The organism is Vibrio sp. TRT 21S02 (assembly GCF_050113675.1).
In the GTDB taxonomy this organism is placed as follows: Bacteria; Pseudomonadota; Gammaproteobacteria; order Enterobacterales; family Vibrionaceae; genus Vibrio.
On the sequence record NZ_JBNJOI010000001.1, the window covers coordinates 70,884 to 96,885 of the forward strand.

Here is a 26,002-nt window from a genome sequence, read left to right on the forward strand (position 1 = left end):
CGCCTAATTTGCAGTTTGAAGCAGTTGTGCTTGATAGTGTTGTATATAGTTTACAATCGGCTCTGCCTTGTTAAAGGTACGGATCTCTCTAAATAACTCGGCAGCTTCAGGGTATTGCTGACGAAGGTACGAGAACCATTGTTTGACTCGGTTTGGATAGTAAAGACCTTTGTCGCCCTTCATCTCATAACGAGAATACTCAAGTAATAGATCAACAACCTCGTGCCAAGGCATTGGTGCGTGGTTGTGTTTTACCACATTACCTAAGTTCGGCACATTAAAGGCGCCGCGACATACCATGAGCGAGTCGACACCAGTGACCTCACGACATGCTTGGCCATCTTGATAGTTCCAAATCTCACCATTTGCGATCAGCGGAATAGAGAAGCGCTCGCGAATTTGGTTGATGTATTCCCACTTTATTTCACTTGCTTTGTAGCCGCCTTGCTTCGTGCGTGCATGAACCGTGAGTTCATTTGCACCTGCGCTTTGAATAGCATCGACAATCTCAAAACAGTCTTCAGGGTTTTCCCAACCAAGGCGAATTTTAGCTGTCACCGGAATATCTTTTGACACGGCGTCTCGGCACGCTTTTACCACTCGGTAGATCAACTCTGGATGTTGTAATAATGCAGCGCCACCTTTGCTTTTATTGACCAGTTTAGCCGGGCAACCAAAGTTGAGGTCAATACCTTTGGCACCAAGGTTTTCCGCTACAACAGCATTTTCTGCCATCCACTTCGGATCTTGGCCAAGCAATTGAATATGAACAGGTACACCGGACTTCGTTTGTGAGCCTTGATCTAATTCGGGACAAAGACGTTTGAACACGTGCTCTGGTAATACTTGGTCAACTACGCGTACGAACTCCGTCACGCAGAGATCGTAGTCGTTAATATTGGTGAGGATCTCACGCATTAAATGATCAAGTACGCCCTCCATCGGGCCCAAAACAACTCGCATATACAATCGCCTTAAAAAATGAAGGCGAGATTGTATTCGGCTTACTCAGGGAAGGTCAATGGCATTTGTGGTGTAGAGGATGCTCGTGAGCTGGTGATACGTGTTTCACCAGTGAGTGGGGAGTAGTAAAGAATAGGAAGATTTTCATCGGCTGAATAGCCAGTAGTGTAATAGTAGTAGCACTCATTCTGGCTCGTGTACCAACTAACAATGTCAGTAGTAGAAGGTAGTACCGTACCTGTAGTGGTCTGAGAACGAATAGTGATGTCAGTGCTGAGTAATGCTTGCCACAATGCAACGCAGTCAGAGCCACGAATGGCCTGTCCATCGTTAAGAGGAAGCTGATTCACAGAAATGGGAAAACCTTGTGCGGAAGGATAAATATCTTCTTGCCCATAATCGACAATCTGAGTAACTGCGGGCTCACCTTCAACTAACCATTTTGTATGAAATAGGACGGTTGCTGAAGTAAAGTTTAAAAATGCGGTACTTGCACGACTGGCATGGGCATCTCTTTGAAAATTGACGAGTTTAGGCATGATGAAGGCGGCTAAGATCGCTAAAATGACAATCACAACAACTAATTCTATTAGAGTAAAACCTGATCTCTTATTCATGTTAATAGCGCATTGGTTTAGTTGAAATCATATTATGTTTATTAATATATAAATTCAAAACTAAAAGATAAAATTATGCGTTAGGTAGGCATTCGTATCTTTGCGGGTAACAGGTATAATGCCGATAATTTTAGAAATAACAGAAGTTCACTATGAGTTATCAGATTATCTGCTTACCAGAAGGCCAACATCAGGAGTCTCCTCTATTTATCGAAGGAGTTATCTTAGCGGCAAACTTAGCAACAAAACCTCTTGATCCTGAAAGTTGGCTAAAAGAGATATTTGGTGATGATGCTGAATCTATGAAAGATCTTGTGGTCGAACAGATTAACCTTCAATACAACCAGCTTAAACGAAACGAATACTCAGTTTTGAACTTGGTTGAAGGGAAGCAGCAAACTGAATCACTTGCTGATTTAGCTGAAGGTTTCATGTCTTTGTGGCCTCAAATCGAAGCGCAATGGTTTGAAATACAAGTTGGAGATGGCACCTTGCGGATGTTACAGGCGCTATTAACCACCATGATGCTCGCAATCGATGAACCTCAAACACAGTTACAGATGAAAGAAGCAGGCGTAGAACAGCCCCCTTGCCTTGCAGATATGGTTGAACAGATTGATCTCATGATTAATGAAGTGGCTCATGCAGCAGACGCTGCGCAAATGGGGTTGCAATCTCAAAGTGTCAACCCATATAAAGATGTGGGGCGCAATGATGCTTGTCCTTGTGGTAGCGGCAATAAGTTTAAACAGTGCTGTGGCAAATAGCTGACGTTACGTGAACATAGAATCTTTCTAATCAGTCATCATCGTTACATAAGAGATGGCTAACGGAGTATCCTGAATGAAAAAACTCTTCGCTTTGTTGTTTGTTAGTTTATCTGTGGCCTCAGCGCCAAAAGATGAGCTAAGTGAACGTTTACAACTGACAGAAGGTTTTAGTGCCGACTTTACACAACAAGTTGTCAGCCCTGAAGGTGATGTTGTCATGGAAGGGGAAGGGAAAGTAGAGATTGCTCGCCCAAGCTTATTCCGTTGGACAACCACAATGCCTGATGAAAACGTATTGGTCTCAGATGGTAAAACACTGTGGTATTACAGCCCGTTTATTGAGCAAGTCAGCATTTACTGGCAAGAGCAAGCCACTGAACAGACACCATTTGTTCTTCTCACACGTAACCGTGCAAGCGACTGGAGCAATTACAACGTTGAGCAAAAAGGGGATGTGTTTACGTTAACACCAACAGCAAAAGGCTCGAATCAAGGGCAGTTTAATCTCGAAATTGACAACAAAGGTGCGGTAAAAGGTTTCACCGTTTTGGAACAAGATGGGCAGAAAAGTGCGTTCCATTTTGAGAATATGAAGCTAACAAAACCAAAAGCAGACCGATTTACTTTTGTTATCCCTCAGGGGGTAGAAGTTGATGACCAAAGGAACTAATCCTCAGTGAGCAACTACGCGTTTGATTTTTCAGGGGACGAAGATTTTCGTCCCCTTGCTGCTAGAATGCGCCCAGAAAAACTGGAGCAGTATATTGGGCAGCAACATATTTTGGGCCCAGGTAAACCACTGCGCCGTGCGTTAGAGGCAGGCCACGTACATTCGATGATTCTCTGGGGACCTCCGGGGACAGGGAAAACCACGCTCGCCGAAGTGGCAGCAAATTATGCCAATGCAGAAGTAGAGCGAGTGTCGGCGGTGACTTCTGGTGTGAAAGAAATCCGTGCGGCTATCGAAAAAGCGCGTGAAAATAAAATGGCAGGTCGCCGGACCATTTTGTTTGTCGATGAGGTCCATCGTTTTAATAAATCCCAACAGGATGCTTTTTTACCCCATATTGAAGACGGGACAGTGACGTTTATTGGGGCGACAACAGAAAACCCATCGTTTGAGCTGAACAACGCTTTACTGTCACGAGCGCGTGTTTACAAACTTACGTCTCTAGCAAAAGACGATATCCAACAAACCTTGAAGCAAGCAATAGAAAATGAAGAGCGGGGACTGGGAAATGTTGCCGTGAATTTTGTTGATAACGTATTGGATCGTTTAGCGGAGTTGGTTAACGGTGATGCGCGAATGTCGCTTAACTATCTTGAACTGCTCTACGATATGGCAGAAGAAGATGAGCAGGGCATTAAGCAAATTACCTTACCTCTGCTCGCTGAAGTTGCAGGGGAGAAGGTTTCTCGCTTCGATAACAAAGGGGACATTTGGTACGACTTGATCTCTGCAGTTCACAAGTCTATTCGAGGGTCAAACCCTGATGCAGCACTGTATTGGGCGGCGCGAATGATCAGTGCGGGCTGCGATCCACTGTATATCGCGCGTCGATTGCTTGCGATTGCTTCTGAGGATGTGGGCAATGCGGATCCTCGCGCCATGCAAGTTGCATTGTCTGCGTGGGACTGTTTTACTCGCGTTGGCCCAGCAGAAGGCGAGCGAGCGATTGCGCAGGCCATCGTCTATTTAGCGTGTGCTCCGAAGAGCAACGCGGTATATACCGCTTGGAAACAAGCGCTTGTAGATGCACATAACCAACCAGAGTATGAAGTCCCGCCTCATTTGCGTAATGCGCCAACGAACTTGATGAAAGATCTCGGTTATGGTGCGGAGTATCGATACGCTCATGATGAGCCTGGCGCCTATGCGGCAGGTGAGCAATATTTACCGCCAGAAATGGTAGGGACACAATACTACCATCCTACAAATCGTGGACTTGAGAGTAAAATTGCTGAGAAGTTAGATTACTTGGCTAATTTAGACGCAAAAAGCCCACAAAAGCGCTATGAATAACCGCCTTTTTTGGATACATTTATTCGGTTAAAAATTTTAAACGTGCCTGCATGATGCAGGCACGTTCTTTCACCACTAAAAAGCATAGGATTAACAATGCTGGATTCTAAATTACTTCGTACAGAGCTGGATGAAACAGCTGCAAAACTGGCACGTCGTGGCTTTAAGCTAGACGTAGAGACAATCCGTACACTTGAAGAACAACGTAAATCCATTCAAGTAGAAGTTGAAAATTTACAATCCACGCGTAACTCCATTTCCAAGCAAATTGGCCAGAAAATGGCTGCTGGTGATAAAGAAGGCGCTGAAGAGATCAAGAAGCAAATCGGTACTCTAGGTAGCGATCTTGATGCGAAAAAAGTTGAACTTGATGCGGTCATGGCAAAACTAGAAGAGATCACGCTTTCTGTACCAAACCTGCCAGCTGATGATGTGCCAGACGGTAAAGACGAAGATGACAACGTAGAGATTTCTCGTTGGGGTGAGCCAAAAACTTACGACTTCGAACTAAAAGATCACGTTGATCTTGGTGAAATAGGTGGCGGTCTTGATTTCGCGAGCGCGACAAAGATCACGGGTGCGCGTTTCATCGTTATGAAAGGGCAATTCGCTCGTCTACACCGCGCAATTGCTCAGTTCATGCTAGACCTTCACACAGAAGAACATGGCTACTCTGAAATGTACGTACCGTACCTAGTGAACTCAGATAGCCTATTTGGTACTGGTCAGCTACCAAAATTTGGTAAAGACCTGTTCCACACTGAACCATTAGAAGAGAAAGTGAATGACGAAGAGCCGCGTAAACTGTCTCTGATCCCAACGGCAGAAGTACCAGTAACTAACATGGTTCGTGACACGATTTCTGACGAAGCTGATCTACCGCTTAAGATGACAGCGCATACGCCATGTTTCCGTTCTGAAGCGGGTTCTTACGGTCGCGATACTCGTGGTCTAATTCGTATGCACCAGTTCGACAAAGTCGAGCTAGTTCAGATCACTCGTCCAGAAGATTCAATGGATGCGCTAGAAGAGCTAACTGGCCACGCTGAGAAAGTTCTACAACTATTAGAGCTACCTTACCGTAAAGTGGTTCTGTGTACTGGTGACATGGGCTTCGGTGCTCGTAAGACTTACGACCTAGAAGTATGGGTTCCAGCACAAGAGACTTATCGTGAAATCTCATCTTGTTCAAACATGTGGGACTTCCAAGCGCGTCGTATGCAAGCGCGTTTCCGTCGTAAAGGCGAGAAGAAACCTGAGCTTGTACACACGCTAAACGGTTCTGGTCTAGCGGTTGGCCGTACTATGGTTGCAATCCTAGAGAACAACCAAGAAGCTGATGGTCGTATCGCAATCCCAGCAGTACTTCAGAAGTACATGGCTGGCGCAACGCACATCGGTTAATGAAATAGATAACGCATAAACTAAAAGCCGCTCACGTTAGGTGAGCGGCTTTTTTATTTGTCATTTTGTGTTGACTGCGGTGAGAGTAAGTTGGTTCTCCACCGCATTTTAGCTTTTATGCAGCAAGTTATTGTATGACGCCGTTACGCTTCACGGGGATAGTTCTGTCGAATGTATTGATATGAAGACTCGACATCATCTGGAACCGTTTGCTCAATTTGATATCCCATTTTTGGGTAGCTTTTGATGCGTTCAAAATCACCCAGCATAGCCGTTAACACCATATCTAGATGCATCTCCTCACTTAGATAATCAAAGAATGGGGCTGTTGGTGAGGTGACCTGTATTTTCGGCTCACCATGTGGCCACTGCTGCTTAAAGGTGGCGTAAGCACGGCGCTCCATAAATGGCTTTTGAACCAGTAGAAAAGAATCAAAGTGAAGTTGCTGCTCTGCGAGCTTTTGAGCGGTGAGTGTAACATTTTCACCCGTATTGGATGACTGAGTCTCAAGGATTATATCGCTGGCTGGCACACCGCAGTCTTTTGCAATGGCTGCGAAGGTTTCTGCTTCTGATTTCTCAAATACTCCCTCTGTGAATCGGCCTAGGCCACCTGAAAAAATGATCTTTTTCCCGAATCCACTGGTGTAAAGTTGGGCTGCGTATTCCGCGACGCGTAAATCATTGCTGCATAAAACAAATAAGCAATCAGCGGGGGTGATTTGCTGATGCATTTGAAGGTAGTCCCAAAGGTTTTCAATGTGACGAAAGAGGTACTGACGCATGACTGCTCCTCAAAGGGTTAGATAATCTCCAACACATGTTGGAAATGAAAGCGATAACCTAAGCCGATCAACTTGTCGGCGATGATGCGTTTATCTGGTTTAGAGACAATGTTTGGTAGTGGCTCTGTTGAATCAACGCTCGCTAATGCAGCTTGGTAAAACTCAGCTTTATTCACTGTGTTTGGTGTTGTGGCATTAACGATTTCATTTTTAATTTGTAGGGCTGCAAAACTTACCGCTCCAATCGCATCGGTCAGATGCAGCATATTGGCGGGTGCTACGTCGCTCACTTGTTTTAATTTGCTGACAAAGTTAGATGGATGGCGATTAGGACCAACAAGCCCACTGCATCGCACGATAGCATATTCAACATCACTTTGAATGACAGAGGCTTCCGCCTCAAGCATTGTTACTGCATTTTCGCTGAACTGAGAATTATGCCTTGCTGTTTCTAAAGACGCGCACGGTTCTGCCATATCGGTGGGTGAGGATGGATAAACGGTGGTTGAACTGACCATCACCAGTTTACCCACCTTGGCTTTCTGCGCAGCTTGGCTAAGTGTTTGCCATTGCGTTGCATATTGTTTTCCGTAACCTTTGCGAAAACCAGGAGGGAAGCAGCCAATTATGATCTCGATGTTTAATTGCTTGAGTTGAGTATCTAGCTCTTTGGCATCATTAAGATCACAAACAAACGCATTGAAGCCGCTTTGAGCTAATGTATCAGCCCCTTTTTTAGTGGTGCTTGTGACCCAGACTTGGTGTCCGATGCTGTCGAGATATTGTGCTAGAGGCTTTCCTAACCATCCTGCACCGATAATGGCGATTGCTTTCATTTCAATAACTCCCTCAATTGTGATCGCAAAGCTGTGTTAATTACGGATGAACTCGATGTTTGGTGTTGAATGACATCGACATTTGCTAACCAAGATAATTGTTCAAACTGTATTGGAAGTCGTATCAGTTGGCCACTTTCTAACATGGGCAATGCGATATGGACAGGTAGCAATGTCCAGCCGATTCCGGCGCTGACTAACTCGAGTAAAACATAGTAATTATCTGCATGCCATACATCTGGACTTAAAGGGGTCATAAAGCTACTTGTTTTGCCGTTTTTTGAACGCAACAGCAGTTGGCGGTGAAGGCGAAGTTGATCGATATGTTGGGTTTTGACGGCTGCAAGTGGGTGGTGTATACCGACGTAGACGTCAAATTCTACGCTGCCGATAGATTCAAAATCGATCCCTTGTGGTAAGTGGAGTTCACTGAAAATAAGGCCGGTACTGACGCGTTTGGATTCGACCATTTCTATCACATCACTGCTGGAGGCGGTAAGGAATTCCAGCTCTACGTTGGGGTAGTGTTGGCAAAAACTGTCCACAACTTTCGCTAAGTTATTAAGCGGCAGACCTTCATCGATGGCAATTGATATCTGATGGTGTCCATTTTCTTCCAGCATCGTAACGCTGTTACAAAATCGTTGATGCTGCGCTAAGGTGGCTTGAGCAAAAGGCAGAAGGTGTTCACCTTGATGAGTTAGCTTGGGGTAGCGCCCTTGCCGATCAAATAGCTCAAACCCACAATCAATTTCAAGGTTGATGACATGTTGACTGATGGCCGATTGAACTTTGCCAAGTTGCCGTGCTGCAGCTGAAAATGATCCCGTTTCTACAGTGACAACAAAAGCTTCAAGCTGTTCTAAATTAAACATATCTCTTATGCAGATGGATAGTAACTTTTTATTATCTCCATGTTAGATGAATATGCTCGAAGATCCAGCCACTATTTAGAGATAACATGAAAACGAATGAACGAATTTTCCACGCGATATTGTTTGAAGCACTTGCATTGATGCTGATTGTGCCAATAACGTCCCTCGTCACCGGGACGGAAAGTGGTGATTTAGTCATTGTTGGTGTCGGGCTTAGCGTGTTTACAGTCGCTTGGAACTACGTATATAACCTTGGCTTTGATAGATACATTTCAGCGGAAAGAGAAGGGCGAAGCCTTGCAATGAGAATTGGTCACACTGCAGGGTTCGAAGGTGGGTTAATTTTTATTACGGTGCCCACTATTGCTTGGTTTTTGCAGATCAGCATTGTGAATGCATTAATGCTAGAGGCTGGTTTTTTGATCTTCTTCTTTTTCTATGCGACGGCGTTTAACTGGTGTTACGACAAATATCAGCCGTATAAAAAGTGGGTCAGGTACTCGGAGCTAGGTTGAAATGAAGTGACTTGCTGCCTAGGTCGGCAGCAAGTCTGTTTTTTTAGCGGCTAGTCAAAACTCGCAAAATCTTGTCGGCATGTTCAGCCACTTCGATACCTTCACTGGTTAAGTAACCCCCATCCGGTAAAGTGCATAACCCTTTTTCATACAGCTTCTTAACTGCATCTTGCATATCTTGGGCTGCGTCATGATGAACTTTGATACCTGTGGCCGCGCTGCTAATGTCGAACTGCAGTATTAGGTTTAATTCGGCTAAATGCTCAGGAAGATATTTCATAGGATGTCCTTCTATTGTCATTAATACTGACGTTAATCTTGATTGCCATAGTACGCAATGCAATAAGTGCAGAAATGTTAGCTGTGTGAGGAATCTATGGTGGGTGGGGAAGAAGACGCAGTGTGTGTTGCACTAATAGCTATTTGTTATATAAATTCAATTGTTTATGAGTAATTAAACTAAAGAAGAGTAATCTTAAATTTACTAAATAAAAACAATGCATAACTCATTGTTTTTATTGGTTTGTTTATGCCTTCTATTGTTGAGTGTTATCTATTTTCATTCAGAGATATTCAGAGCTGGAATAGAGAAAATGTCGCATTAAAAACATTTTTGGTAAACATTGGAAAATGCACTTGAATCTTTAATTGAATAGCGAGATTATCCGCGCCCACTCGATTACATGTTTCTAAATGTTTCCACTATGATGAACTTGAACCAATTTGACTCTCTATTACCGCCGCAAATGGCTGAACGTGCCGCTGAAATCGGTGTGGGTAAAGCAACCAAAGATCCTGTTAAATCCTTTTTGTTAGCCATATCTGCAGGTATTCATATCGGTATTGCTTTCATTTTCTATACAACTGTAACCACAGGCACAGGAGACATGGCTTGGGGTTTGAGTCGATTGATTGGTGGGCTAGCATTTAGCTTAGGCCTTATTTTAGTGGTCGTGACTGGGGGAGAACTATTTACCAGTTCTGTATTAACTTTGGTTGCGCGTGCCAGTGGCAAAATTACGTGGAAAACCCTCGCGAAAAACTGGTTCGTTGTATACATCGGTAACCTAGTTGGTGCTCTTTTGCTGGTTGGGTGCATGCTGGTGGCGAAACAGTATATGTTTGACGGTGGTAAAGTAGGTCTTAATGCGATGGCCATTTCGCAGCATAAATTGCACCACGGCTTTTTTCAGGCAGTAGCGCTTGGCATTATGTGCAATGTACTGGTTTGTGTAGCGGTGTGGATGACTTTCAGTGGTCGTACATTAACAGATAAGATCATGGTGATGATCCTTCCTGTTGCTATGTTTGTTTCGGCAGGTTTTGAGCACTGTATCGCAAACATGTTTCAAGTACCGATGGCCATTGGGATTAAATATTTTGCACCAGAGTCTTTTTGGCAGATAACCGGAGCAAACATTGCAGATTATGCAGACCTTAACCTGATGAACTTCGTGATGAACAACTTAATTCCGGTAACCTTGGGGAACATCATTGGTGGTGGTTTCTTTGTTGGCGTTTGGTATTGGTTAATCTATCTACGTGACTAATTGCTATTTGAAGGAAAAGGCTCGCATTGCGAGCCTTTTTTGATCGTATTATTCGAAAAACATGGTCTGCGATAAGCCATGAGTTTCATTAGAAGGTATAGACGTATGCTGGGCAAATAATTGCCCAATCATGGTTGCTATCCAATTGTATGCATTTGATTAATAGGGTTATCCACAAAATCTGTGGATAAGATCTTCAATATCATTTGAGTAATTTCACCAGTACATTATTCGCTTTTCAATGACACTAATATCTTTCCGTATGGGTTGATGCAGTTTCTAACCGCCAGCGTTAAAGAGATTGTGGTGGAAAGACTCATCATGACAAAGATCGCGATCATGATCATCGCTTGATACTTGATCGCAATAATAGGTGATGCGCCGCCTAAAATTTGACCAGTCATCATGCCGGGCAGTGTTACCAGTCCCATTGTCGACATAGAAGCCAATGTTGGTGCCAAAGACTTTTGGATTGCGCTGCGGATAAATGGCAGACATGCGTAATGAGCTGATGCCCCTAAAGCGATTGCTGCTTCATATTCAGACTTCCGTTCTTGGAAAGAAGTAAACAAATTCTGCAATGCGACGATGTTGCCACTTAAGCTGTTACCAAGCAGCATGCCAGCCAGTGGGATCATGTACTGAGCACTATAGAAAGGTTGAGGTTGAACAATCAGCAAAATAATCGACCCAAGCACGGGTAACAACGAAAGAGAGAGTCCAGCGCTGACCGGTAAGAACAGCCGCGCTTTCGGTAGTGATGCTTTTCCTATCACGGAAGAAGCACCTACTAAGACCATAAACATCAACCAAGCTAGGTTTACCACGAGACTGTTTAGCGTAAACAAATACTCAAGGTACAAGCCCACTAAGATGAGCTGAACCGTCATACGCACTACGCTGATGATTATGTCTTTTTCAAGCTGTAGTTTGAGGTAACGACTGATGCTAAATGGAACCAAGAGTGCAAGAAAGAAAAATCCTAATGACGTCCATGAAATATCAACTACGCTGTTCATACAGACTCCGGAATAAGCAGTTCCTAGCATTGTACTTCATCTTGTTATTTTCAGGGATGAACGGTCAAAATTAAGATCGAAAATTTAACATCTCTACTAACCAACAGCACACAACTACCTGATTAATAGCATGTGTATTACGTGTTATATCTGCGGCGGAGTGGATGATTAACATACAAAATGTTGCGTGTTTGTGTCCATTTTAACAGTATTGAAATGTGCTTATTTTTTCATATCTGTTCACATTTAGACACATGAATTGTTATTCCAACACATCTCTGGATGAGCTCAAAAAAGTGTTGAATAACAAGGTTTGAGACAGTGGATTTGATTGAACCTTACTAAGAGTATGGTCTAACATTTTGTATTAGATAACGTTAAAAAAACTTCGCTTGCTTAGCAAGTGACCAAATAACACTAGATACAAAATAGGCAAATGTATGAGTGATGTTAATAAAATTGAGAGTGGTGAAAAACACTCCATGGAGTGGAAAGCTTTCCTCTTCATTACGGTTGTTCTCTTTCCAATCTTGAGTGTTGCATTCGTCGGTGGCTACGGCTTCATCGTTTGGATGCTTCAGGTGTTCTTCTTTGGTCCTCCTGGCGCACACGGTTGATCAAAAGGTTCGATTCCACACTTTTAGAACAGATTTTTTAGAGAGCAAACCATGAAATCATTAATCATCAAACTTTGGCGTACCATGACGCGCCCGGCTGTGCATATCAGCCTTGGCGTGCTAACGATGGGCGGCTTTATTGCAGGTGTTATTTTCTGGGGTGGTTTTAACACTGCACTAGAAGCGACAAACACTGAAGAATTTTGTGTTAGCTGCCACACAATGCGTGACAACGTATACCAAGAGCTGCAAGAAACTGTCCACTGGTCAAACCGTTCTGGTGTTCGTGCGACCTGTCCGGATTGTCACGTACCACATAACTGGACAGACAAAATTGCACGTAAGATGCAGGCTTCTAAAGAAGTGTTTGCACAAATTTTTGGCAACTATGACGAACCAGGCGCATTTGAAGAGCGCCGTATCGAGCTTGCTAAGCACGAATGGGACCGTTTCTCTGCTAACAAGTCTCTTGAATGTAAAAACTGTCACAATTACGACTCAATGAATTGGGACAAGATGAAGCCAACTGCTCGTATTCAAATGAAGCAAGCGGCTGAAAAAGATCAAAGCTGTATCGATTGTCACAAAGGTATTGCACACCACCTACCTGCAAATATGGATAGCGTTGGTGGCATAGTTGGCGAACTTGAAGCATTAGCGTCAAACACAGATTACGCAATGGGCAGCGATCTTGTGAGCGTACGTCACCTACCTGTTTACTTCGATGCTGAAGGTAAAACAGAAGCTGGCCTGCTAAACCCTGCTTCAACAGTGAAAGTGCTGGATGAGCAAGGCGACATGATGCAAGTCGAAATTGACGGTTGGCGTAAAGCGAAAGGTTTTGGTCGTGTAATCCAAGAAGACTTCGGTATGAATATCGCGGTTGGTTCGCTACTTAAAGAAGCAGCACTAAGTGATGACATCGTGACTAAAGGCGAGAAAAAAGTGGATGACCTAACGGGTCTGCCATGGGAAAAAGTGTCTGCGAAAGTGTGGATGAAGAAAGAAGCGATGTTGAACGACATTAATCCTATCTGGGAAAAAGCGGGCGAAGCATATAAGACAAACTGTTCTGTATGTCACACGCAACCAGATGAAGCGCACTTTGATGCCAACACATGGCCAGGTATGTTCAACGGTATGCTTGCATTCGTGAACTTCGATACAGACAGTGAAGCACTTGTATTGAAATACCTACAGAAACACTCTTCAGATTTTGCTGAAGGCCACCACTAATAAGCGTCAGACGGAGTATTTGAAATGGCTATTACACGAAGAAGTTTTCTGAAAGGTGTAGCAACGACCAGCGCAGCGTCGGTAATTGGTCCAAGCTTATTGGCATCAACCTCAGCAAACGCAGCCGAAACAACAGGAACTTGGAAAGTATCAGGTTCTCACTGGGGCGCATTCCGCGCCCACGTGTACGCGGGTAAAGTTCAAGAAATCAAACCGCTTGAAATGGACTCACATCCAACAGAAATGTTGAATGGTATTAAAGGTATTATCTACAGCCCATCGCGTGTGCGCTACCCAATGGTGCGTCTAGATTGGTTGAAGAAGCATAAATACAGTGCAGAGACTCGTGGTAACAACCGCTTTATCCGTGTGACATGGGATGAAGCACTTGATTTGGTTTACCGTGAACTAGAACGCGTTCAGAAAGATTACGGTCCTTGGGCGTTGTTTGCTGGCCAAACTGGTTGGCGTCAAACTGGTCAGTTCCATAGCTGTACCAGCCACATGCAACGTGCTGTGGGCATGCACGGTAACTTCATCACAAAAGTTGGTGACTACTCAACAGGTGCTGGGCAAACGATTTTGCCATACGTGTTAGGTTCTACTGAGGTTTATGCACAAGGTACGTCTTGGTCTGAAATTCTAGAGAATTCAGACAACATCGTTCTATGGGCAAACGATCCAGTTAAAAACCTACAGGTTGGTTGGAACTGTGAAACGCACCAGTCTTTCCCTTACCTAGAGCAACTGAAAGAGAAAGTGGCGAAAGGTGAGATTAATGTTCTTTCGGTTGACCCAGTGAAGAACAAAACTCAGCGTTACCTAGAGAATGACCACCTGTACATCAACCCGATGACAGACGTGGCATTCATGCTGGCTGTAGCGCATGTTCTTTACAATGAAGACTTGTACGACAAAGAGTTCATCAAAACTTACTGTCTAGGCTTCGATGACTTTGTTAAGTATGTGCAAGGTGAAACCAAAGACAAAGTGGTTAAAACGCCAGAATGGGCAGCAGAGATTTGTGGCATTAATGCTGACAAGATCCGTGAATTTGCGCGCATGCTGGTTAACGGTCGTACACAGATCCTAATGGGCTGGTGTATCCAACGTCAGGAACACGGTGAGCAGCCTTACTGGGCAGCCGCAGTTGTAGCTGCTATGGTTGGTCAAATCGGTTTGCCTGGTGGTGGTATTTCTTACGGTCACCACTATTCTGGTATCGGTGTGCCTTCAACTGGGTTTGCAGCGCCAGGTGGTTTCCCACGTAACCTAGACACAGGTTCTAAGCCTAAGTGGGACAACAATGATTACAACGGCTACAGCAAAACTATTCCTGTTGCACGTTGGGTAGACTGTCTACTTGAGCCGGGTAAAGAGATCCGTTACAACGGTTCGAAAGTGAAACTGCCGGATTACAAGATGATGGTGATTTCAGGTTGTAACCCTTGGCATCACCACCAAGACCGCAACCGTATGAAGAAAGCGTTCCGCAAACTTCAAACAGTCGTGACAATTGAATTCGCTTGGACAGCAACATGTCGTTTCTCAGACATCGTACTACCAGCATGTACTCAGTGGGAACGTAACGATATCGACGTTTACGGTTCATATTCTGGCCGTGGTCTAGTAGCAATGCAGCGTCTAGTAGATCCAATGTTCCAATCTAAGACTGACTTTGAGATCTGTCGTGAATTGACGCGTCGCTTTGGTCGTCATGAAGAATACACTCGTGGTATGGATGAGATGGAATGGGTTCGCTCACTATATGACGATTGCCGCAAAGCAAACGAAGGCAAATTCGAGATGCCTGAGTTTGATGAGTTCTGGAAACAGGGCGTTCTAGATTTCGGTGTTGGCCAACCTTGGGTTCGTCACGCGGACTTCCGTAAAGATCCTGAGATCAACGCACTGGGTACGCCTTCAGGCTTTATCGAAATTACATCACGTAAGATCGGTCGCTACGGCTACGAGCACTGTCAAGAGCACCCAATGTGGTTTGAAAAGACAGAGCGTTCTCATGGTGGTCCTGGTTCAGACAAGTACCCGTACTGGTTACAGTCTTGTCACCCAGATAAGCGTTTACACTCGCAAATGTGTGAGTCGGACGAGTTCCGTGCAACTTACGCAGTTCAAGGTCGTGAACCTGTTTACATCAACCCTGAAGATGCGAAAGCGAAAGGCATCAAAGACGGTGATTTGGTTCGTGTATACAACGACCGTGGCCAACTATTGGCTGGTGCTGTCTTGATGGATAGCTACCCACGTGGTGTTATTCGTATAGAAGAGGGTGCATGGTACGGCCCACTTAACGAGAAAGATGGTGCCATTTGTACCTACGGCGATCCAAACACGCTGACTCTAGATATTGGTACTTCTGAACTGGCTCAAGCAACGTCTGCAAATACGTGTATCGTTGAATTTGAGAAGTTTACCGGTAAAGTTCCACCAGTGACGTCATTTGGTGGTCCAATCGAAGTTGCGTAATCGCATACGTTTCTAATGAAAAATACCAGCTCTCGAGCTGGTATTTTTTTGTCTGTGTGGTAGGTAATTTCGTAAACAGTTAATCAAGGCTGTATTTACGTTTCAGCGATTGAATATCTTCAGCAGTCGTTTCCTTTATTCCTTGATTGATCGCTTTGATGATGGCTTCCGCTTGCGGGTGAGATTTTCTGACTGCAACGTGTAAAGGTGTTGAGGCGATGCTGTTTTCAATAAAAACAAACTCGTGATAGGGGAGCTGCTTGTTTATCAACGTCCACTTAGTCACCAGTTTATCTTCGACAAACATATCTGCTCTTCCTGATAGCACCTGTCTAATACTGTTGATGAGATCGGTTGACGGAAAGTGAGTGTAGGCATCACTGGTTAAGAAGTCGGGATCATAAGCATAGTTTTCTATCAGCGCGATAGTTTTCCCACGGAGGCTCTCTGGTGAATGATAAACAAGGTCATCGCCTTTTAAGCCAACAAGGTGAATGTCATTGGTCAGGTAGCTTTCACTAAAATGCATCCATTGGGCGCGCTCAGGGCTTTTCCATAGTGCAATGATAAGGTCGATCTTTCCCATACGCAGCTCTTTAAGAGAACGAGTCCATGGCTTAAAAGAAAACTGGATTTGATAACCTTGTTTGGCAAGTGCATTACTCACGATGTCGTAAGCTAAACCACGTCCGTAGGCATCATTCATGATGTAAGGTGGCCATTCATTTTGTGCTGCAATCAAGATATTGGCTTTAGACGAAGCCACAAATAACCACCCACATAGCAGGTACATAACTGGCTTAAACAAGACTTTTCCTTGGGTAAAACGCATTACTTACAGTGTAGTCGACGGTTTATGTTTCAGTTCAAAGCCCAAAAATGAATAGGCAAAAGCTCGTGTATGTTTAAATTTTATGCGTTTGATGAAGTTTTTATTCATCTGATACATTCTTGTTTTTGATATTTATTTGTGATCCTTATCTCATTGAGGGATTAATATTGCCGTTTGGTTAATCGATTTTTATTTTCTTTTATTTTTTTGATGAGTTAGCGCTCAATTCATTTAGTTTGTTTTTGATTGTTTTATTTGTGAAATCTTCTTGGCTTGAATAATTTCTGCCCCAGAGCAAATGAGGAATCCTTTTGCTCACATAAATAAAAATATATAGGAACAAATAAAAATGAAAAAGACAGCAGTGGCACTTGCGCTTGCATTGAGCGCAGGTTCAGCAGTAGCAGCAGATACAACGGCATCTTCCGCATCAGAGCGTGCTCGTGAGTCAATGATTGATCTCATTCTTTCGGGTGAACAATTTTCTGTGTCAGGTCAGTTTGCAGCTGGTGGCTATTACCAAGAAGGTCGTAAAGAAGGTAACGAGAAGAAAGAGTTTTACAACGATGGTGTCACTGGTTTTGACCTTTTTGTAAACTATCAAAATGGTAATGTTTTAGGCCAGTTTGCTGGTGAATTTGATCTAGAAGACAACTATTCAACTTCTCCAGGTAAGTTTGAAATAATTGATACTTGGGTAGGCTACAAAACAGGCTTTGGTCTTGCATCTATTGGTTATGCAAATGATTCGGCTTTGGATGCAGTGGACGGTGCAGCCGATTTAACAGTTGAATTCGGTGCTTCAGCTTCTGACGCTTCTGACGTGCGTCAAGTTTTAAAGTTTGAAGGCATGAAAGAAGGCTTCAAATATGCGTTATCATACTACGGTGACCGCGAAGCTGATGGTTCAGACCAACATGGTTTTAATGGTTATGTAGGTTTTGAAAATGAGACCTTCCAAATCAATGCTGGTTATGAGCTGAATGACGACAACAATAATCAAGTAGCACTAGATGATGTTGAACAGATTTATCTAGTTAACGGTGTGGTTACTGTAGGTCAACTTGCTTTTGGTGCTAACTTTGCTAACGAAGAAGCATTCGATGGTAAAGATATTAATCTGTACAGTGTTTCAGCAGGCTACACTATTGATAAACTATACCTAGCTGCAGGATATGCGGATAAAGAAAACGAGGAGTGGGTAAACTTTGGTGGTTCTTACCAATTTACTCAGAAGTTTTCTACTTTGGTTGACTTCAAAGTTGATCTATCAGATGACGTGGAAGATGATCTAGCTGCATTTGTTAAAGTTGCATACGACTTCTAAATTCAATCTTGAATTTATGGCCTACTCGCTGTGAGTGGGCCATTTTAAGCAGGACGCTTGGCATCATAATCCACTGCCTTTTTCGCCCTCTGGATTGGGGGCGCTTTCCTCCCCTTCTGAACAATCCCATATCTTTCCATTAAAACGTGATACCCCTAACTCTTTGAGTTAAAGACCAAATAGACAACAGCCGCTTCCAGTGCTGTAATTCCAAAGAAAGGGACAGTAGGCAGGAGGGGTAATATGTCTAATATCATTACGCTGGACAACCGACACCAAGTGTTGGTTAGTAACGCAGACTTAGATGTGGTCTCTCAGCAAAATGAACTGCACTTCAGTTACAACGGATTATCAAATGATCCTGTTTCTGGCCGCTATGTACTTTTCCAAATGCCTTTTAACTTTGAATCGCAAGCTCGGCTACTTGGAGATGGCTTTCAAATGCTTGCCCAAACATCAGGTACTGCTGATGAGCCGATAGATATCGGACGCTGCCCTGATGATAGTCCAAGCTACCGTATATACTCAGCCAACCATCCCAAACGTTACTACAACTACCTTGTGATTGAAGAGTCTGCGGGCTATACCTTGCTAGGTTTTACCAGCTGTAACCGTTTTGCGGGTTACTTTGATATCGTCACGAATGGAAAAAAGCGCGTGCTCTGCGCGTGTATTGATGGTGAAAACACACATCCACGAGATTGGCCTTCTTTAGCGCTAGAGTCTGTCGTCATATTAAGCGGTGAGTCATTGTCGCAGCTATATCAGGCGTTCGCGGCGCTTATTGCTAATCATCATCCTCCAAGGCCAAACGTGAAACGAGATTCGCCGCTAGGTTGGTGTTCTTGGTACGCGTATTATGCTCAGGTAACGGAACAAAATATCCTTGATAACGTTGGAAAAATGCATGGCGATCTTGAGAAGCTCTCTTACGTATTGCTAGATGATGGTTATCAAGCTTACATGGGGGATTGGTTGACGCCTTCGGTTAAATTCGAACATGGCATTAAACACTTGGTCGAAGAGCTGAAAGCGCAAGGGAAAAAGCCGGGTATTTGGCTGGCTCCTTTTATTGCGCAAGGTGAGTCACGTGTTTTTAAAGAAAACCCGGATTGGTTTGTCCGCCATGCAAATGGCAAGTTTCTTAAAGCAGAAGATGTCACTTATGCGGGCTGGCGTTGCACGCCTTGGTATATTCTTGACACCACAAATCCAGAAGTCCAAGAACACTTAACGGAAGTTGTTCGGACGATGCGGGAAGAGTGGGGGATAGAGCTTTTTAAACTCGATGCGAATTATTGGGGAAGCTTAAAAGGGCAAAGGCTACTTTCTGGCGTCACGGGAGTGGAGGCCTATCGACTGGGGATGGAAGCGATTATTGAAGGTGCCGGAGAAGCTATGATTCTTGGCTGTAATGCCCCCATGTGGCCTTCTTTAGGTTTGGTTGATGCGATGCGAGTGTCTGATGATGTTGAGCGGGATGAGCGACGGTTTGAGCAGATCGCGCAGGAAACCTTCTATCGTAGCTGGCAGCATCGGAAAATCTGGCAGATCGATCCCGACTGCGCAACGTTTGTTTCTTTGGCTAATCAAGCAACAGAAAGGTGCTACTATGAATTTCATCGTGATGTATTACTGGCTTGTGGTGGACTACTGTTGTCCGGTGACCCATTACCAGACTTAACCTCTTTTGCTAAAACTAGTCTAAATAAGTTAGCTTTACGCCATAAGCACACACAAGAGTCTGCCCGGTTTACTTCATTGGGGCTCAATCATGCTTTTCTGCCTTTGACTGAGCGTAACGATCTGCATTGCGTTTTTAATTATGGTCAAGCCGCAAGAGAGATCACCTTGACTTCGAATTATCCTGTTTATTGGTACGATTACTGGACTGGAGAAAAACTGAACCATGAGGCAACGCAAGTGATTGAAATTAGCTTAGAGGCAGGGTTGTCTAGTCGCGCTGTGATAACCGCGTTGTAATCAACTTTGTGTCTCGCATCGCGCTCACGGCTACTATATGATAGCCAACCCAAAAATTAGCAATCAGATATAGGATAACCATGTCGATCATTTTAGGCATAGATCCAGGCTCCAGAATTACGGGTTATGGTGTCATTCGACAACAAGGGCGTCATTTGCAATATCTCGGTAGTGGTTGTATTCGCACATCTGAAAAAGAGCTACCGGGCCGTTTGAAACAAATTTATGCAGGCGTATCTGAAATTATCACTCAGTTTCAACCTGATGTATTCGCCATTGAGCAAGTTTTTATGGCGAGAAACGCAGACTCAGCACTAAAGCTGGGTCAAGCTCGTGGGAGTGCAATCGTGGCTGCCGTAAATGCTGATCTTCCAGTTTATGAGTATGCTGCGAGGTTAATTAAGCAAGCCGTGGTGGGTACTGGTGGGGCGGATAAAGAGCAAGTTCAGCATATGGTTCAGCAAATGCTAAAGCTACCCGCTAAGCCGCAAGCCGATGCGGCCGACGCGCTGGGCGTTGCAATATGTCACGCCAATACCAATAAAACCTTGGTTGCGCTTGCCGGCAAGGCTACCGCCGCTCGCAGAGGACGCTACCGATAAGGTGACCTTCACCAGAGCATGCCGATGTGCGGCTCTGGTTCTTAGCTGCTCTCCCGAGTTTTTACTGGCTATCCATCCAGTTATTTATTATCATCAACCGCATATCTTTCCCCATAAAACAGGATCTCCCAGTGATTGGACGTCTTCGCGGTACGCTTATCGAAAAACAACCCCCTGAACTGCTTATTGAAGTCAACGGCATTGGTTATGAAGTGCAAATGCCAATGAGCTGTTTCTATGAGCTGCCAAATGTTGGTGAAGAAGCCATTATCTATACTCATTTTGTTGTTCGCGAAGACGCACAGCTACTTTATGGCTTTAATACCGTAAAAGAACGTGCACTTTTCCGTGAAGTGATCAAAGCAAACGGTGTTGGGCCTAAACTTGGCCTAGGAATCCTCTCTGGAATGACGGCGAGTCAATTTGTTTCTTGCGTTGAACGAGAAGATATTTCGACATTAGTAAAATTACCGGGTGTGGGTAAGAAAACAGCAGAACGTCTTGTTGTCGAAATGAAAGATCGCCTCAAAGGGTGGGGCGCGGGAGATCTCTTTACGCCTCATACGGACGCTGCACCGATTGACTCTACGCCAAGCGATGCGAGTGCAAATGCTGAAGAAGAAGCGATCAGCGCACTTTTAGCATTGGGTTATAAACCAACTCAGGCATCTAAAGTTGTGTCTCAGGTGATGCAAGCTGGCATGACTTCAGAAGAGCTTATTCGCGATGCACTAAAATCCATGGTGTAAGCCACAAGCCGCTAACTTGCTGGAATTGAGATTATATTCATGATTGAAGCAGATCGTTTAATCGCACCGGAGAATCCGGTTTATAAAGAAGAAGACATCATTGATCGCGCGATACGTCCGAAAAAGTTGCAAGACTATCAAGGGCAAGACCATGTGCGTGACCAAATGGAGATCTTCATCAAAGCAGCCCAACTTCGAGAAGAAGCACTCGATCATTTGTTGATATTTGGGCCTCCGGGGCTTGGTAAAACCACGTTAGCTAACATCGTCGCCAATGAGATGGGTGTAAACATCCGCACCACATCGGGTCCGGTGCTTGAAAAAGCAGGAGATCTTGCAGCGCTGTTGACTAACTTGGAAGAAAACGATGTGCTATTTATTGACGAGATCCACCGTTTGAGTCCAATGGTTGAAGAAGTCTTATATCCTGCGATGGAAGACTATCAACTAGATATCATGATTGGTGAAGGCCCAGCGGCTCGCTCAATTAAAATTGACCTGCCTCCTTTTACCCTGATTGGTGCAACGACTCGAGCCGGTTCATTAACCTCGCCGCTACGTGACCGTTTTGGTATTACTCAACGTTTGGAATATTACAAAGTAGCGGACTTACAAAATATTGTTAAGCGCAGTGCCGATTGCCTGAATCTATCGATGGAGCAAGAAGGGGCATTGGAAGTCGCGCGCCGCGCTCGTGGTACACCACGTATTGCAAACCGCTTACTTCGACGCGTTCGTGATTATGCCGAAGTGAAAGGTAACGGTCATATCTGTGCAGACGTTGCGGATAAAGCATTAAATATGTTGGATGTCGATGCTCAAGGTTTTGACTACATGGACAGAAAACTGTTACTTGCCATTATGGAGAAATTTGGCGGTGGTCCGGTGGGTTTAGATAATATGGCCGCAGCGATAGGGGAGGAGAAAGACACGATTGAAGACGTTCTGGAACCTTACCTTATTCAACAGGGTTACCTGCAAAGAACACCTAGGGGGCGAATTGCCACCGATCGCGCTTATCTCCATTTCGGAATTGAAAAGTAAGATTGCATTGCCGGAATACCTTCCGGCAATATTTTTCTAAAGTGATCTATGTCACATAAAGTGATGTACGGTCTCTTCATTGAGAAGTGATCGTTATTTATTGATTGTTAACTCACTGTATCCCCGCAGCCTATTAAGCTGGCTCATCCTTACCTTCCCTTAACAAATCGTATGAAATTCTATTGATCCAAGTCAATGTGATGCTTTTGTGTACAAATTCTTGAAACAAAAGTTGATACAAATCAAAGCAGAATCAAACTATAAACCTTTTGAAACAATCTTATTTTAGCAGTAATATTAGCCCTAGCTATATTAGCTGATGCTTAACAATTAACTAACCGTATCGGTACATATTGGTAACAATAAGCTGCTTTTTAACAACATTCTTTATAATTTTTTAATGAGTGGTTGCTTATTGCAAGATATGTAGAAAGTGTCTTTCAGCCGACACATAGGAGTAATCATGATCGATGTCGTTGATCTGTCGCGATTGCAGTTTGCACTGACCGCGATGTATCACTTCCTATTCGTACCTCTGACTTTAGGTATGGCTTTCTTGCTAGCCATCATGGAGTCACTGTACGTAATGACTGACAAGCAAATCTACAAGGACATGACTAAGTTCTGGGGTAAGCTTTTTGGTATTAACTTCGCACTTGGTGTGGCTACCGGCCTTACCATGGAATTCCAATTTGGTACCAACTGGTCGTACTATTCTCATTACGTCGGGGACATTTTCGGGGCACCTCTGGCTATCGAAGCACTTGTGGCGTTTTTCCTTGAATCAACCTTTGTTGGCTTGTTCTTCTTCGGCTGGGACCGATTGTCGAAACGTCAGCACCTCGTGGTTACTTGGTTGGTGGCACTAGGTTCTAACTTCTCGGCACTTTGGATCCTCGTCGCGAACGGTTGGATGCAAAACCCAGTAGGCGCTGAGTTCAACTTTGAAACCATGCGAATGGAAATGGTGAGCTTTGCTGAGGTTGTTCTAAACCCAGTGGCTCAGGTTAAGTTCGTTCACACTGTGGCATCTGGTTACACAACTGGCGCAATGTTTATTCTAGGCATCAGCTCATACTACCTATTGAAAGGTCGTGACATCGCATTCGCCCGTCGCTCATTTGCTATCGCTGCTTCATTCGGTATGGCCGCTATCTTGTCTGTGATCGTACTCGGTGATGAATCAGGTTACGAGCTAGGTGAAGTTCAGAAAGTAAAACTCGCTGCAGTAGAAGCGGAGTGGCACACTGAGCCAGCACCTGCCGCGTTCACCATGTTTGGTATCCCTAACCAAGAAACCATGGAAACGGATTACGCCATCAAGATTCCTTACGTGATGGGTATTATCGCGACTCGCTCTTTTGATGAGCAAGTGACAGGTCTACGTGATCTGCGTGATGAACACGTTGATCGTATCCGTACAGGTATGTATGCCTATGAGTTACTTGAGAAACTTCGTGCTGGTGACAAATCTGCTGAAAACATGGCAGCATTTGACGAAGTAAAAGGTGACCTAGGTTACGGCCTGTTACTTAAGCGTTATACCGATAAGGTTGTCGACGCGACAGAAGAGCAAATCCAAGCGGCTGCGGATGATTCTATCCCAACAGTATGGCCACTATTCTGGTCGTTCCGCATTATGGTTGGCTGTGGCTTCATCATGCTATTTGTATTTGGTGCTGCGTTTGTTCAAACATGTCGTCAAAAGATCGAGCAAAAACCTTGGATCCTAAAAGCGGCACTGTTCAGCATTCCACTACCTTGGATTGCAATCGAAGCGGGCTGGTTTGTTGCTGAGTATGGTCGTCAGCCATGGGCAGTTGGTGAGATTCTGCCAACACATGTTGCGGCTTCTGCACTGACCATTGGCGAACTATGGACTTCTCTATTCGCTATCTTGGCACTGTACACGGTGTTCTTAATTGCAGAAGTTTACCTCATGGTGAAATTCGCTCGTAAAGGACCAAGCAGCCTTAAAACAGGCCGTTACCACTTTGAGCAAAACGCTGACTCTGTTGAAGACAAAGTTAGTCGCCAAGTAGAAGCGTAAGGCAAGGAGACAGAAAATGTTTGATTACGAAATCTTACGACTGATCTGGTGGATTCTGATTGGTGTTCTACTGGTTGGCTTCGCTGTAACCGATGGTTTCGATATGGGCGTTGGTGCGCTGGTGCCTGTTATCGGTAAAAATGACACAGAGCGTCGTGTGATGATTAATACCATCGCGCCGCACTGGGATGGTAACCAAGTTTGGTTGATCACGGCTGGTGGTGCACTGTTCGCTGCTTGGCCTCTAGTGTATGCAACGTCGTTCTCTGGTTTCTACCTAGCGATGTACGTTACCTTGGCTGCACTTTGGATGCGTCCACTTGGTTTAGATTACCGTTCGAAAATCGAGAACCCTAAATGGCGTAATGCATGGGACGGCGCAATCTGTTTCAGTGGTGCAGTGCCACCGGTGATCTTCGGTGTTGCGTTTGGTAACTTGCTACAAGGTGTGCCATTTGAGCTGAATGACCTGCTAATGTCGCAATACAAAGGTTCATTCTTCGCACTGCTAAACCCATTTGCACTATTGTGTGGTGTGCTAAGCCTAATGCTATTTGTACTTCAAGGTGCAACTTGGCTACAAATGAAAACAACAGAAGCCGTGCATGCTCGCGCACGTAATGTTGCCCAAATTGCAGGTTTAGTGGCTGTTGCTCTGTTTGTCATTGGTGGTTTCTGGGTTCAGTCTATCGATGGTTATGTGATTACTAGCACAATCGATACACTAGCGGACTCAAACCCACTGAATAAAGAAGTGGTTCAACAAGCAGGCGCTTGGATGACGAACTTTGAAACGTACCCAGCAATGTGGGCGGCACCTGTACTAGGCGTGTCTATGCCTTTACTTGCAGTGATTGCATCTCGCTTTGAACGTGGTGGTTTTGCATTCCTATTCTCAAGCTTGGCAAACGCAGGGGTTATCTTGACGGCAGGTTTCGCAATGTTCCCATTCGTGATGCCTTCAAGCCTTGTACCTAGCCACAGTTTGACGATGTGGGATTCAACCGCAAGTGAATTGACGCTTGGCCTAATGACTGCCGTTGCAGCTGTCATGGTACCTGTGATACTTGGCTACACGACTTGGACTTACTACAAAATGTTCGGTCGTCTAGATAAGAAACACATCGAAGATAACGACGTTTCAGCATACTAAGGAGTATTAACTATGTGGTATTTCGCATGGATTCTAGGTGTACTACTTGCTTGTGCATTCGGTATCATCAATGCTCTTTGGCTTGAGCATTCAGAAATGATGGACAAAGACAGTGAGTAATCTCGCTGCGCAGGTAGCTAAGCTACATGCACCATTAGATAAGACCCTATTCCGGGTCTTATCACTGGTTTTAGGTTTCTACCATGTTGCCATGGTTATGTGGGACCCTGAAGCGTACTCCAACAGCATCGGTGGTTTTAATGCATTGATTTCACCATTATTGATTTGGGCAATATGCTCAAGCATGGTGTTTGGCCTTAGCTTTAAACCCCGCAACTGGTATTGGCAAGTACTGTTCAGCCCGTATTTCTCTTTGACCATTCTCATCTACCTCATGGTGTTGAGATTGTTCTGAAACTGACAATGTCGAACCTTTAACCAACATTTTCATGAAATAGCGCCACTTATTTAAAGTTGGCGCTATTTTTTTGTTTTAAGGCGTGAATTCTCTTCAATGCGCTTGCATGAAAGTAGTGTTGATGCGTTATAGTATCTGCCTTTACGC

26 protein-coding genes are annotated in these 26,002 nt (G+C 44.4%); 18 read left to right on the forward strand and 8 right to left on the reverse strand.

Translation table 11 applies throughout. The features are described from left to right. Positions 1–3: 3 nt before the first annotated feature. On the reverse strand, positions 4–963 hold the full coding sequence (gene dusC / locus ACQEXU_RS00435; RefSeq protein ID WP_427009242.1) for a tRNA dihydrouridine(16) synthase DusC: 960 nt from the start codon (positions 961–963) through the stop codon (positions 4–6). A 41-nt stretch (positions 964–1,004) separates the two neighbouring features. Beyond that, positions 1,005–1,580, reverse strand: a complete 576-nt coding sequence (locus ACQEXU_RS00440; RefSeq protein ID WP_427009243.1) for a type II secretion system protein — start codon at positions 1,578–1,580, stop codon at positions 1,005–1,007. A 152-nt stretch (positions 1,581–1,732) separates the two neighbouring features. On the opposite strand from ACQEXU_RS00440, the gene ACQEXU_RS00445 reads away from it, so the two are divergent. The 4 genes from ACQEXU_RS00445 to serS all read left to right on the forward strand — a co-directional run bounded on the left by ACQEXU_RS00445 (position 1,733) and on the right by serS (position 5,777). Further along, on the forward strand, positions 1,733–2,347 hold the full coding sequence (locus tag ACQEXU_RS00445) for an SEC-C metal-binding domain-containing protein (protein WP_427009244.1): 615 nt from the start codon (positions 1,733–1,735) through the stop codon (positions 2,345–2,347). A 76-nt stretch (positions 2,348–2,423) separates the two neighbouring features. Next, positions 2,424–3,020, forward strand: a complete 597-nt coding sequence (gene lolA, locus ACQEXU_RS00450) for an outer membrane lipoprotein chaperone LolA (RefSeq protein ID WP_427009245.1) — start codon at positions 2,424–2,426, stop codon at positions 3,018–3,020. A gap of 6 nt (positions 3,021–3,026) precedes the next feature. Next, positions 3,027–4,373: a replication-associated recombination protein A gene (locus ACQEXU_RS00455; RefSeq protein WP_427009246.1), complete on the forward strand. Its 1,347-nt coding sequence runs from the start codon at positions 3,027–3,029 to the stop codon at positions 4,371–4,373. Positions 4,374–4,469: 96 nt separating this feature from the next. Further along, the gene (gene serS, locus ACQEXU_RS00460; RefSeq protein ID WP_427009247.1) at positions 4,470–5,777 is read left to right on the forward strand and encodes a serine--tRNA ligase; all 1,308 of its coding nucleotides are present in this window, start codon (positions 4,470–4,472) and stop codon (positions 5,775–5,777) included. A gap of 143 nt (positions 5,778–5,920) precedes the next feature. Here serS and ACQEXU_RS00465 read toward each other — a convergent pair whose 3' ends face one another. The 3 genes from ACQEXU_RS00465 to ACQEXU_RS00475 are packed head-to-tail and all read right to left on the reverse strand — an operon-like array spanning position 5,921 to position 8,273. Beyond that, the gene (locus ACQEXU_RS00465) at positions 5,921–6,562 is read right to left on the reverse strand and encodes a YdcF family protein (RefSeq protein WP_427009248.1); all 642 of its coding nucleotides are present in this window, start codon (positions 6,560–6,562) and stop codon (positions 5,921–5,923) included. A 17-nt stretch (positions 6,563–6,579) separates the two neighbouring features. After that, positions 6,580–7,398, reverse strand: a complete 819-nt coding sequence (locus tag ACQEXU_RS00470) for an NAD-dependent epimerase/dehydratase family protein (RefSeq protein ID WP_427009249.1) — start codon at positions 7,396–7,398, stop codon at positions 6,580–6,582. Further along, positions 7,395–8,273, reverse strand: a complete 879-nt coding sequence (locus tag ACQEXU_RS00475) for a LysR family transcriptional regulator (RefSeq protein ID WP_367986845.1) — start codon at positions 8,271–8,273, stop codon at positions 7,395–7,397. Before ACQEXU_RS00475 ends, ACQEXU_RS00470 begins: the two co-directional genes overlap by 4 nt. A gap of 86 nt (positions 8,274–8,359) precedes the next feature. On the opposite strand from ACQEXU_RS00475, the gene ACQEXU_RS00480 reads away from it, so the two are divergent. Then, a complete protein-coding gene (locus ACQEXU_RS00480) occupies positions 8,360–8,788 on the forward strand; it encodes a PACE efflux transporter (RefSeq protein WP_427009250.1) in 429 nt (142 codons plus the stop codon). A gap of 43 nt (positions 8,789–8,831) precedes the next feature. On the opposite strand, the gene ACQEXU_RS00485 is transcribed toward ACQEXU_RS00480, so the two are convergent. Beyond that, positions 8,832–9,068 carry a TIGR02647 family protein gene (locus tag ACQEXU_RS00485; protein ID WP_427009251.1) on the reverse strand — a complete coding sequence of 79 codons (237 nt, stop codon included), beginning with the start codon at positions 9,066–9,068 and terminating at the stop codon, positions 8,832–8,834. A gap of 427 nt (positions 9,069–9,495) precedes the next feature. Between ACQEXU_RS00485 and focA the strand changes: the two genes are divergently transcribed. Beyond that, positions 9,496–10,338, forward strand: a complete 843-nt coding sequence (gene focA / locus ACQEXU_RS00490; protein WP_367989187.1) for a formate transporter FocA — start codon at positions 9,496–9,498, stop codon at positions 10,336–10,338. Positions 10,339–10,565: 227 nt separating this feature from the next. Here focA and ACQEXU_RS00495 read toward each other — a convergent pair whose 3' ends face one another. Beyond that, complete coding sequence (locus ACQEXU_RS00495) at positions 10,566–11,357, reverse strand: ABC transporter permease (protein WP_427009252.1); 792 nt, start codon at positions 11,355–11,357, stop codon at positions 10,566–10,568. Positions 11,358–11,797: 440 nt separating this feature from the next. Between ACQEXU_RS00495 and torE the strand changes: the two genes are divergently transcribed. From torE to torA, 3 genes are read left to right on the forward strand one after another with little or no spacing between them, the layout of a single operon-like run. Next, the gene (gene torE / locus ACQEXU_RS00500) at positions 11,798–11,974 is read left to right on the forward strand and encodes a trimethylamine N-oxide reductase system protein TorE (protein WP_367986841.1); all 177 of its coding nucleotides are present in this window, start codon (positions 11,798–11,800) and stop codon (positions 11,972–11,974) included. Positions 11,975–12,025: 51 nt separating this feature from the next. Beyond that, a complete protein-coding gene (torC, locus tag ACQEXU_RS00505) occupies positions 12,026–13,210 on the forward strand; it encodes a pentaheme c-type cytochrome TorC (protein WP_367986840.1) in 1,185 nt (394 codons plus the stop codon). Between the two features lie 24 nt (positions 13,211–13,234). Beyond that, positions 13,235–15,697 (forward strand): trimethylamine-N-oxide reductase TorA, encoded by a 2,463-nt coding sequence (gene torA / locus ACQEXU_RS00510; RefSeq protein WP_367986839.1) that lies wholly within the window; start codon positions 13,235–13,237, stop codon positions 15,695–15,697. A gap of 79 nt (positions 15,698–15,776) precedes the next feature. Here the strand turns inward: torA and ACQEXU_RS00515 are convergent, their stop codons facing one another. Beyond that, positions 15,777–16,505 carry a substrate-binding periplasmic protein gene (locus tag ACQEXU_RS00515; protein WP_427009253.1) on the reverse strand — a complete coding sequence of 243 codons (729 nt, stop codon included), beginning with the start codon at positions 16,503–16,505 and terminating at the stop codon, positions 15,777–15,779. A 373-nt stretch (positions 16,506–16,878) separates the two neighbouring features. Between ACQEXU_RS00515 and ACQEXU_RS00520 the strand changes: the two genes are divergently transcribed. The 9 genes from ACQEXU_RS00520 to ybgE all read left to right on the forward strand — a co-directional run bounded on the left by ACQEXU_RS00520 (position 16,879) and on the right by ybgE (position 25,852). Beyond that, positions 16,879–17,856 (forward strand): porin, encoded by a 978-nt coding sequence (locus ACQEXU_RS00520; protein ID WP_367986837.1) that lies wholly within the window; start codon positions 16,879–16,881, stop codon positions 17,854–17,856. A 243-nt stretch (positions 17,857–18,099) separates the two neighbouring features. After that, positions 18,100–19,839 carry a glycoside hydrolase family 36 protein gene (locus ACQEXU_RS00525; RefSeq protein WP_427009254.1) on the forward strand — a complete coding sequence of 580 codons (1,740 nt, stop codon included), beginning with the start codon at positions 18,100–18,102 and terminating at the stop codon, positions 19,837–19,839. Positions 19,840–19,919: 80 nt separating this feature from the next. Next, positions 19,920–20,441 carry a crossover junction endodeoxyribonuclease RuvC gene (gene ruvC, locus ACQEXU_RS00530; protein WP_367986835.1) on the forward strand — a complete coding sequence of 174 codons (522 nt, stop codon included), beginning with the start codon at positions 19,920–19,922 and terminating at the stop codon, positions 20,439–20,441. Between the two features lie 131 nt (positions 20,442–20,572). After that, a complete protein-coding gene (ruvA, locus tag ACQEXU_RS00535; RefSeq protein WP_427009255.1) occupies positions 20,573–21,190 on the forward strand; it encodes a Holliday junction branch migration protein RuvA in 618 nt (205 codons plus the stop codon). A gap of 39 nt (positions 21,191–21,229) precedes the next feature. Beyond that, a complete protein-coding gene (ruvB, locus tag ACQEXU_RS00540; protein WP_367986833.1) occupies positions 21,230–22,234 on the forward strand; it encodes a Holliday junction branch migration DNA helicase RuvB in 1,005 nt (334 codons plus the stop codon). 463 nt (positions 22,235–22,697) lie between these two features. After that, complete coding sequence (gene cydA, locus ACQEXU_RS00545) at positions 22,698–24,284, forward strand: cytochrome ubiquinol oxidase subunit I (RefSeq protein ID WP_367986832.1); 1,587 nt, start codon at positions 22,698–22,700, stop codon at positions 24,282–24,284. Positions 24,285–24,300: 16 nt separating this feature from the next. Continuing rightward, positions 24,301–25,437 (forward strand): cytochrome d ubiquinol oxidase subunit II, encoded by a 1,137-nt coding sequence (cydB, locus tag ACQEXU_RS00550; RefSeq protein ID WP_367986831.1) that lies wholly within the window; start codon positions 24,301–24,303, stop codon positions 25,435–25,437. A 12-nt stretch (positions 25,438–25,449) separates the two neighbouring features. After that, positions 25,450–25,557: a cytochrome bd-I oxidase subunit CydX gene (cydX, locus tag ACQEXU_RS00555; RefSeq protein WP_000270284.1), complete on the forward strand. Its 108-nt coding sequence runs from the start codon at positions 25,450–25,452 to the stop codon at positions 25,555–25,557. Next, positions 25,550–25,852, forward strand: a complete 303-nt coding sequence (ybgE, locus tag ACQEXU_RS00560) for a cyd operon protein YbgE (RefSeq protein WP_427009256.1) — start codon at positions 25,550–25,552, stop codon at positions 25,850–25,852. The genes cydX and ybgE overlap by 8 nt, the downstream gene beginning before the upstream one ends. Positions 25,853–26,002: the final 150 nt, after the last annotated feature.

Excerpts from the sequence above, each read along its gene's own strand:
- dusC (WP_427009242.1), bottom strand. The coding sequence starts at position 963 with ATGCGAGTTGTTTTGGGCCCGATGGAGGGCGTACTTGATCATTTAATG.
- ACQEXU_RS00440 (WP_427009243.1), bottom strand. The coding sequence starts at position 1,580 with ATGAATAAGAGATCAGGTTTTACTCTAATAGAATTAGTTGTTGTGATT.
- ACQEXU_RS00445 (WP_427009244.1), top strand. The coding sequence starts at position 1,733 with ATGAGTTATCAGATTATCTGCTTACCAGAAGGCCAACATCAGGAGTCT.
- lolA (WP_427009245.1), top strand. The coding sequence starts at position 2,424 with ATGAAAAAACTCTTCGCTTTGTTGTTTGTTAGTTTATCTGTGGCCTCA.
- serS (WP_427009247.1), top strand. The coding sequence starts at position 4,470 with ATGCTGGATTCTAAATTACTTCGTACAGAGCTGGATGAAACAGCTGCA.
- ACQEXU_RS00465 (WP_427009248.1), bottom strand. The coding sequence starts at position 6,562 with ATGCGTCAGTACCTCTTTCGTCACATTGAAAACCTTTGGGACTACCTT.
- ACQEXU_RS00470 (WP_427009249.1), bottom strand. The coding sequence starts at position 7,398 with ATGAAAGCAATCGCCATTATCGGTGCAGGATGGTTAGGAAAGCCTCTA.
- ACQEXU_RS00475 (WP_367986845.1), bottom strand. The coding sequence starts at position 8,273 with ATGTTTAATTTAGAACAGCTTGAAGCTTTTGTTGTCACTGTAGAAACG.
- ACQEXU_RS00480 (WP_427009250.1), top strand. The coding sequence starts at position 8,360 with ATGAAAACGAATGAACGAATTTTCCACGCGATATTGTTTGAAGCACTT.
- ACQEXU_RS00485 (WP_427009251.1), bottom strand. The coding sequence starts at position 9,068 with ATGAAATATCTTCCTGAGCATTTAGCCGAATTAAACCTAATACTGCAG.
- focA (WP_367989187.1), top strand. The coding sequence starts at position 9,496 with ATGAACTTGAACCAATTTGACTCTCTATTACCGCCGCAAATGGCTGAA.
- ACQEXU_RS00495 (WP_427009252.1), bottom strand. The coding sequence starts at position 11,357 with ATGAACAGCGTAGTTGATATTTCATGGACGTCATTAGGATTTTTCTTT.
- torE (WP_367986841.1), top strand. The coding sequence starts at position 11,798 with ATGAGTGATGTTAATAAAATTGAGAGTGGTGAAAAACACTCCATGGAG.
- torC (WP_367986840.1), top strand. The coding sequence starts at position 12,026 with ATGAAATCATTAATCATCAAACTTTGGCGTACCATGACGCGCCCGGCT.
- torA (WP_367986839.1), top strand. The coding sequence starts at position 13,235 with ATGGCTATTACACGAAGAAGTTTTCTGAAAGGTGTAGCAACGACCAGC.
- ACQEXU_RS00520 (WP_367986837.1), top strand. The coding sequence starts at position 16,879 with ATGAAAAAGACAGCAGTGGCACTTGCGCTTGCATTGAGCGCAGGTTCA.
- ACQEXU_RS00525 (WP_427009254.1), top strand. The coding sequence starts at position 18,100 with ATGTCTAATATCATTACGCTGGACAACCGACACCAAGTGTTGGTTAGT.
- ruvC (WP_367986835.1), top strand. The coding sequence starts at position 19,920 with ATGTCGATCATTTTAGGCATAGATCCAGGCTCCAGAATTACGGGTTAT.
- ruvB (WP_367986833.1), top strand. The coding sequence starts at position 21,230 with ATGATTGAAGCAGATCGTTTAATCGCACCGGAGAATCCGGTTTATAAA.
- cydA (WP_367986832.1), top strand. The coding sequence starts at position 22,698 with ATGATCGATGTCGTTGATCTGTCGCGATTGCAGTTTGCACTGACCGCG.
- cydB (WP_367986831.1), top strand. The coding sequence starts at position 24,301 with ATGTTTGATTACGAAATCTTACGACTGATCTGGTGGATTCTGATTGGT.
- cydX (WP_000270284.1), top strand. The coding sequence starts at position 25,450 with ATGTGGTATTTCGCATGGATTCTAGGTGTACTACTTGCTTGTGCATTC.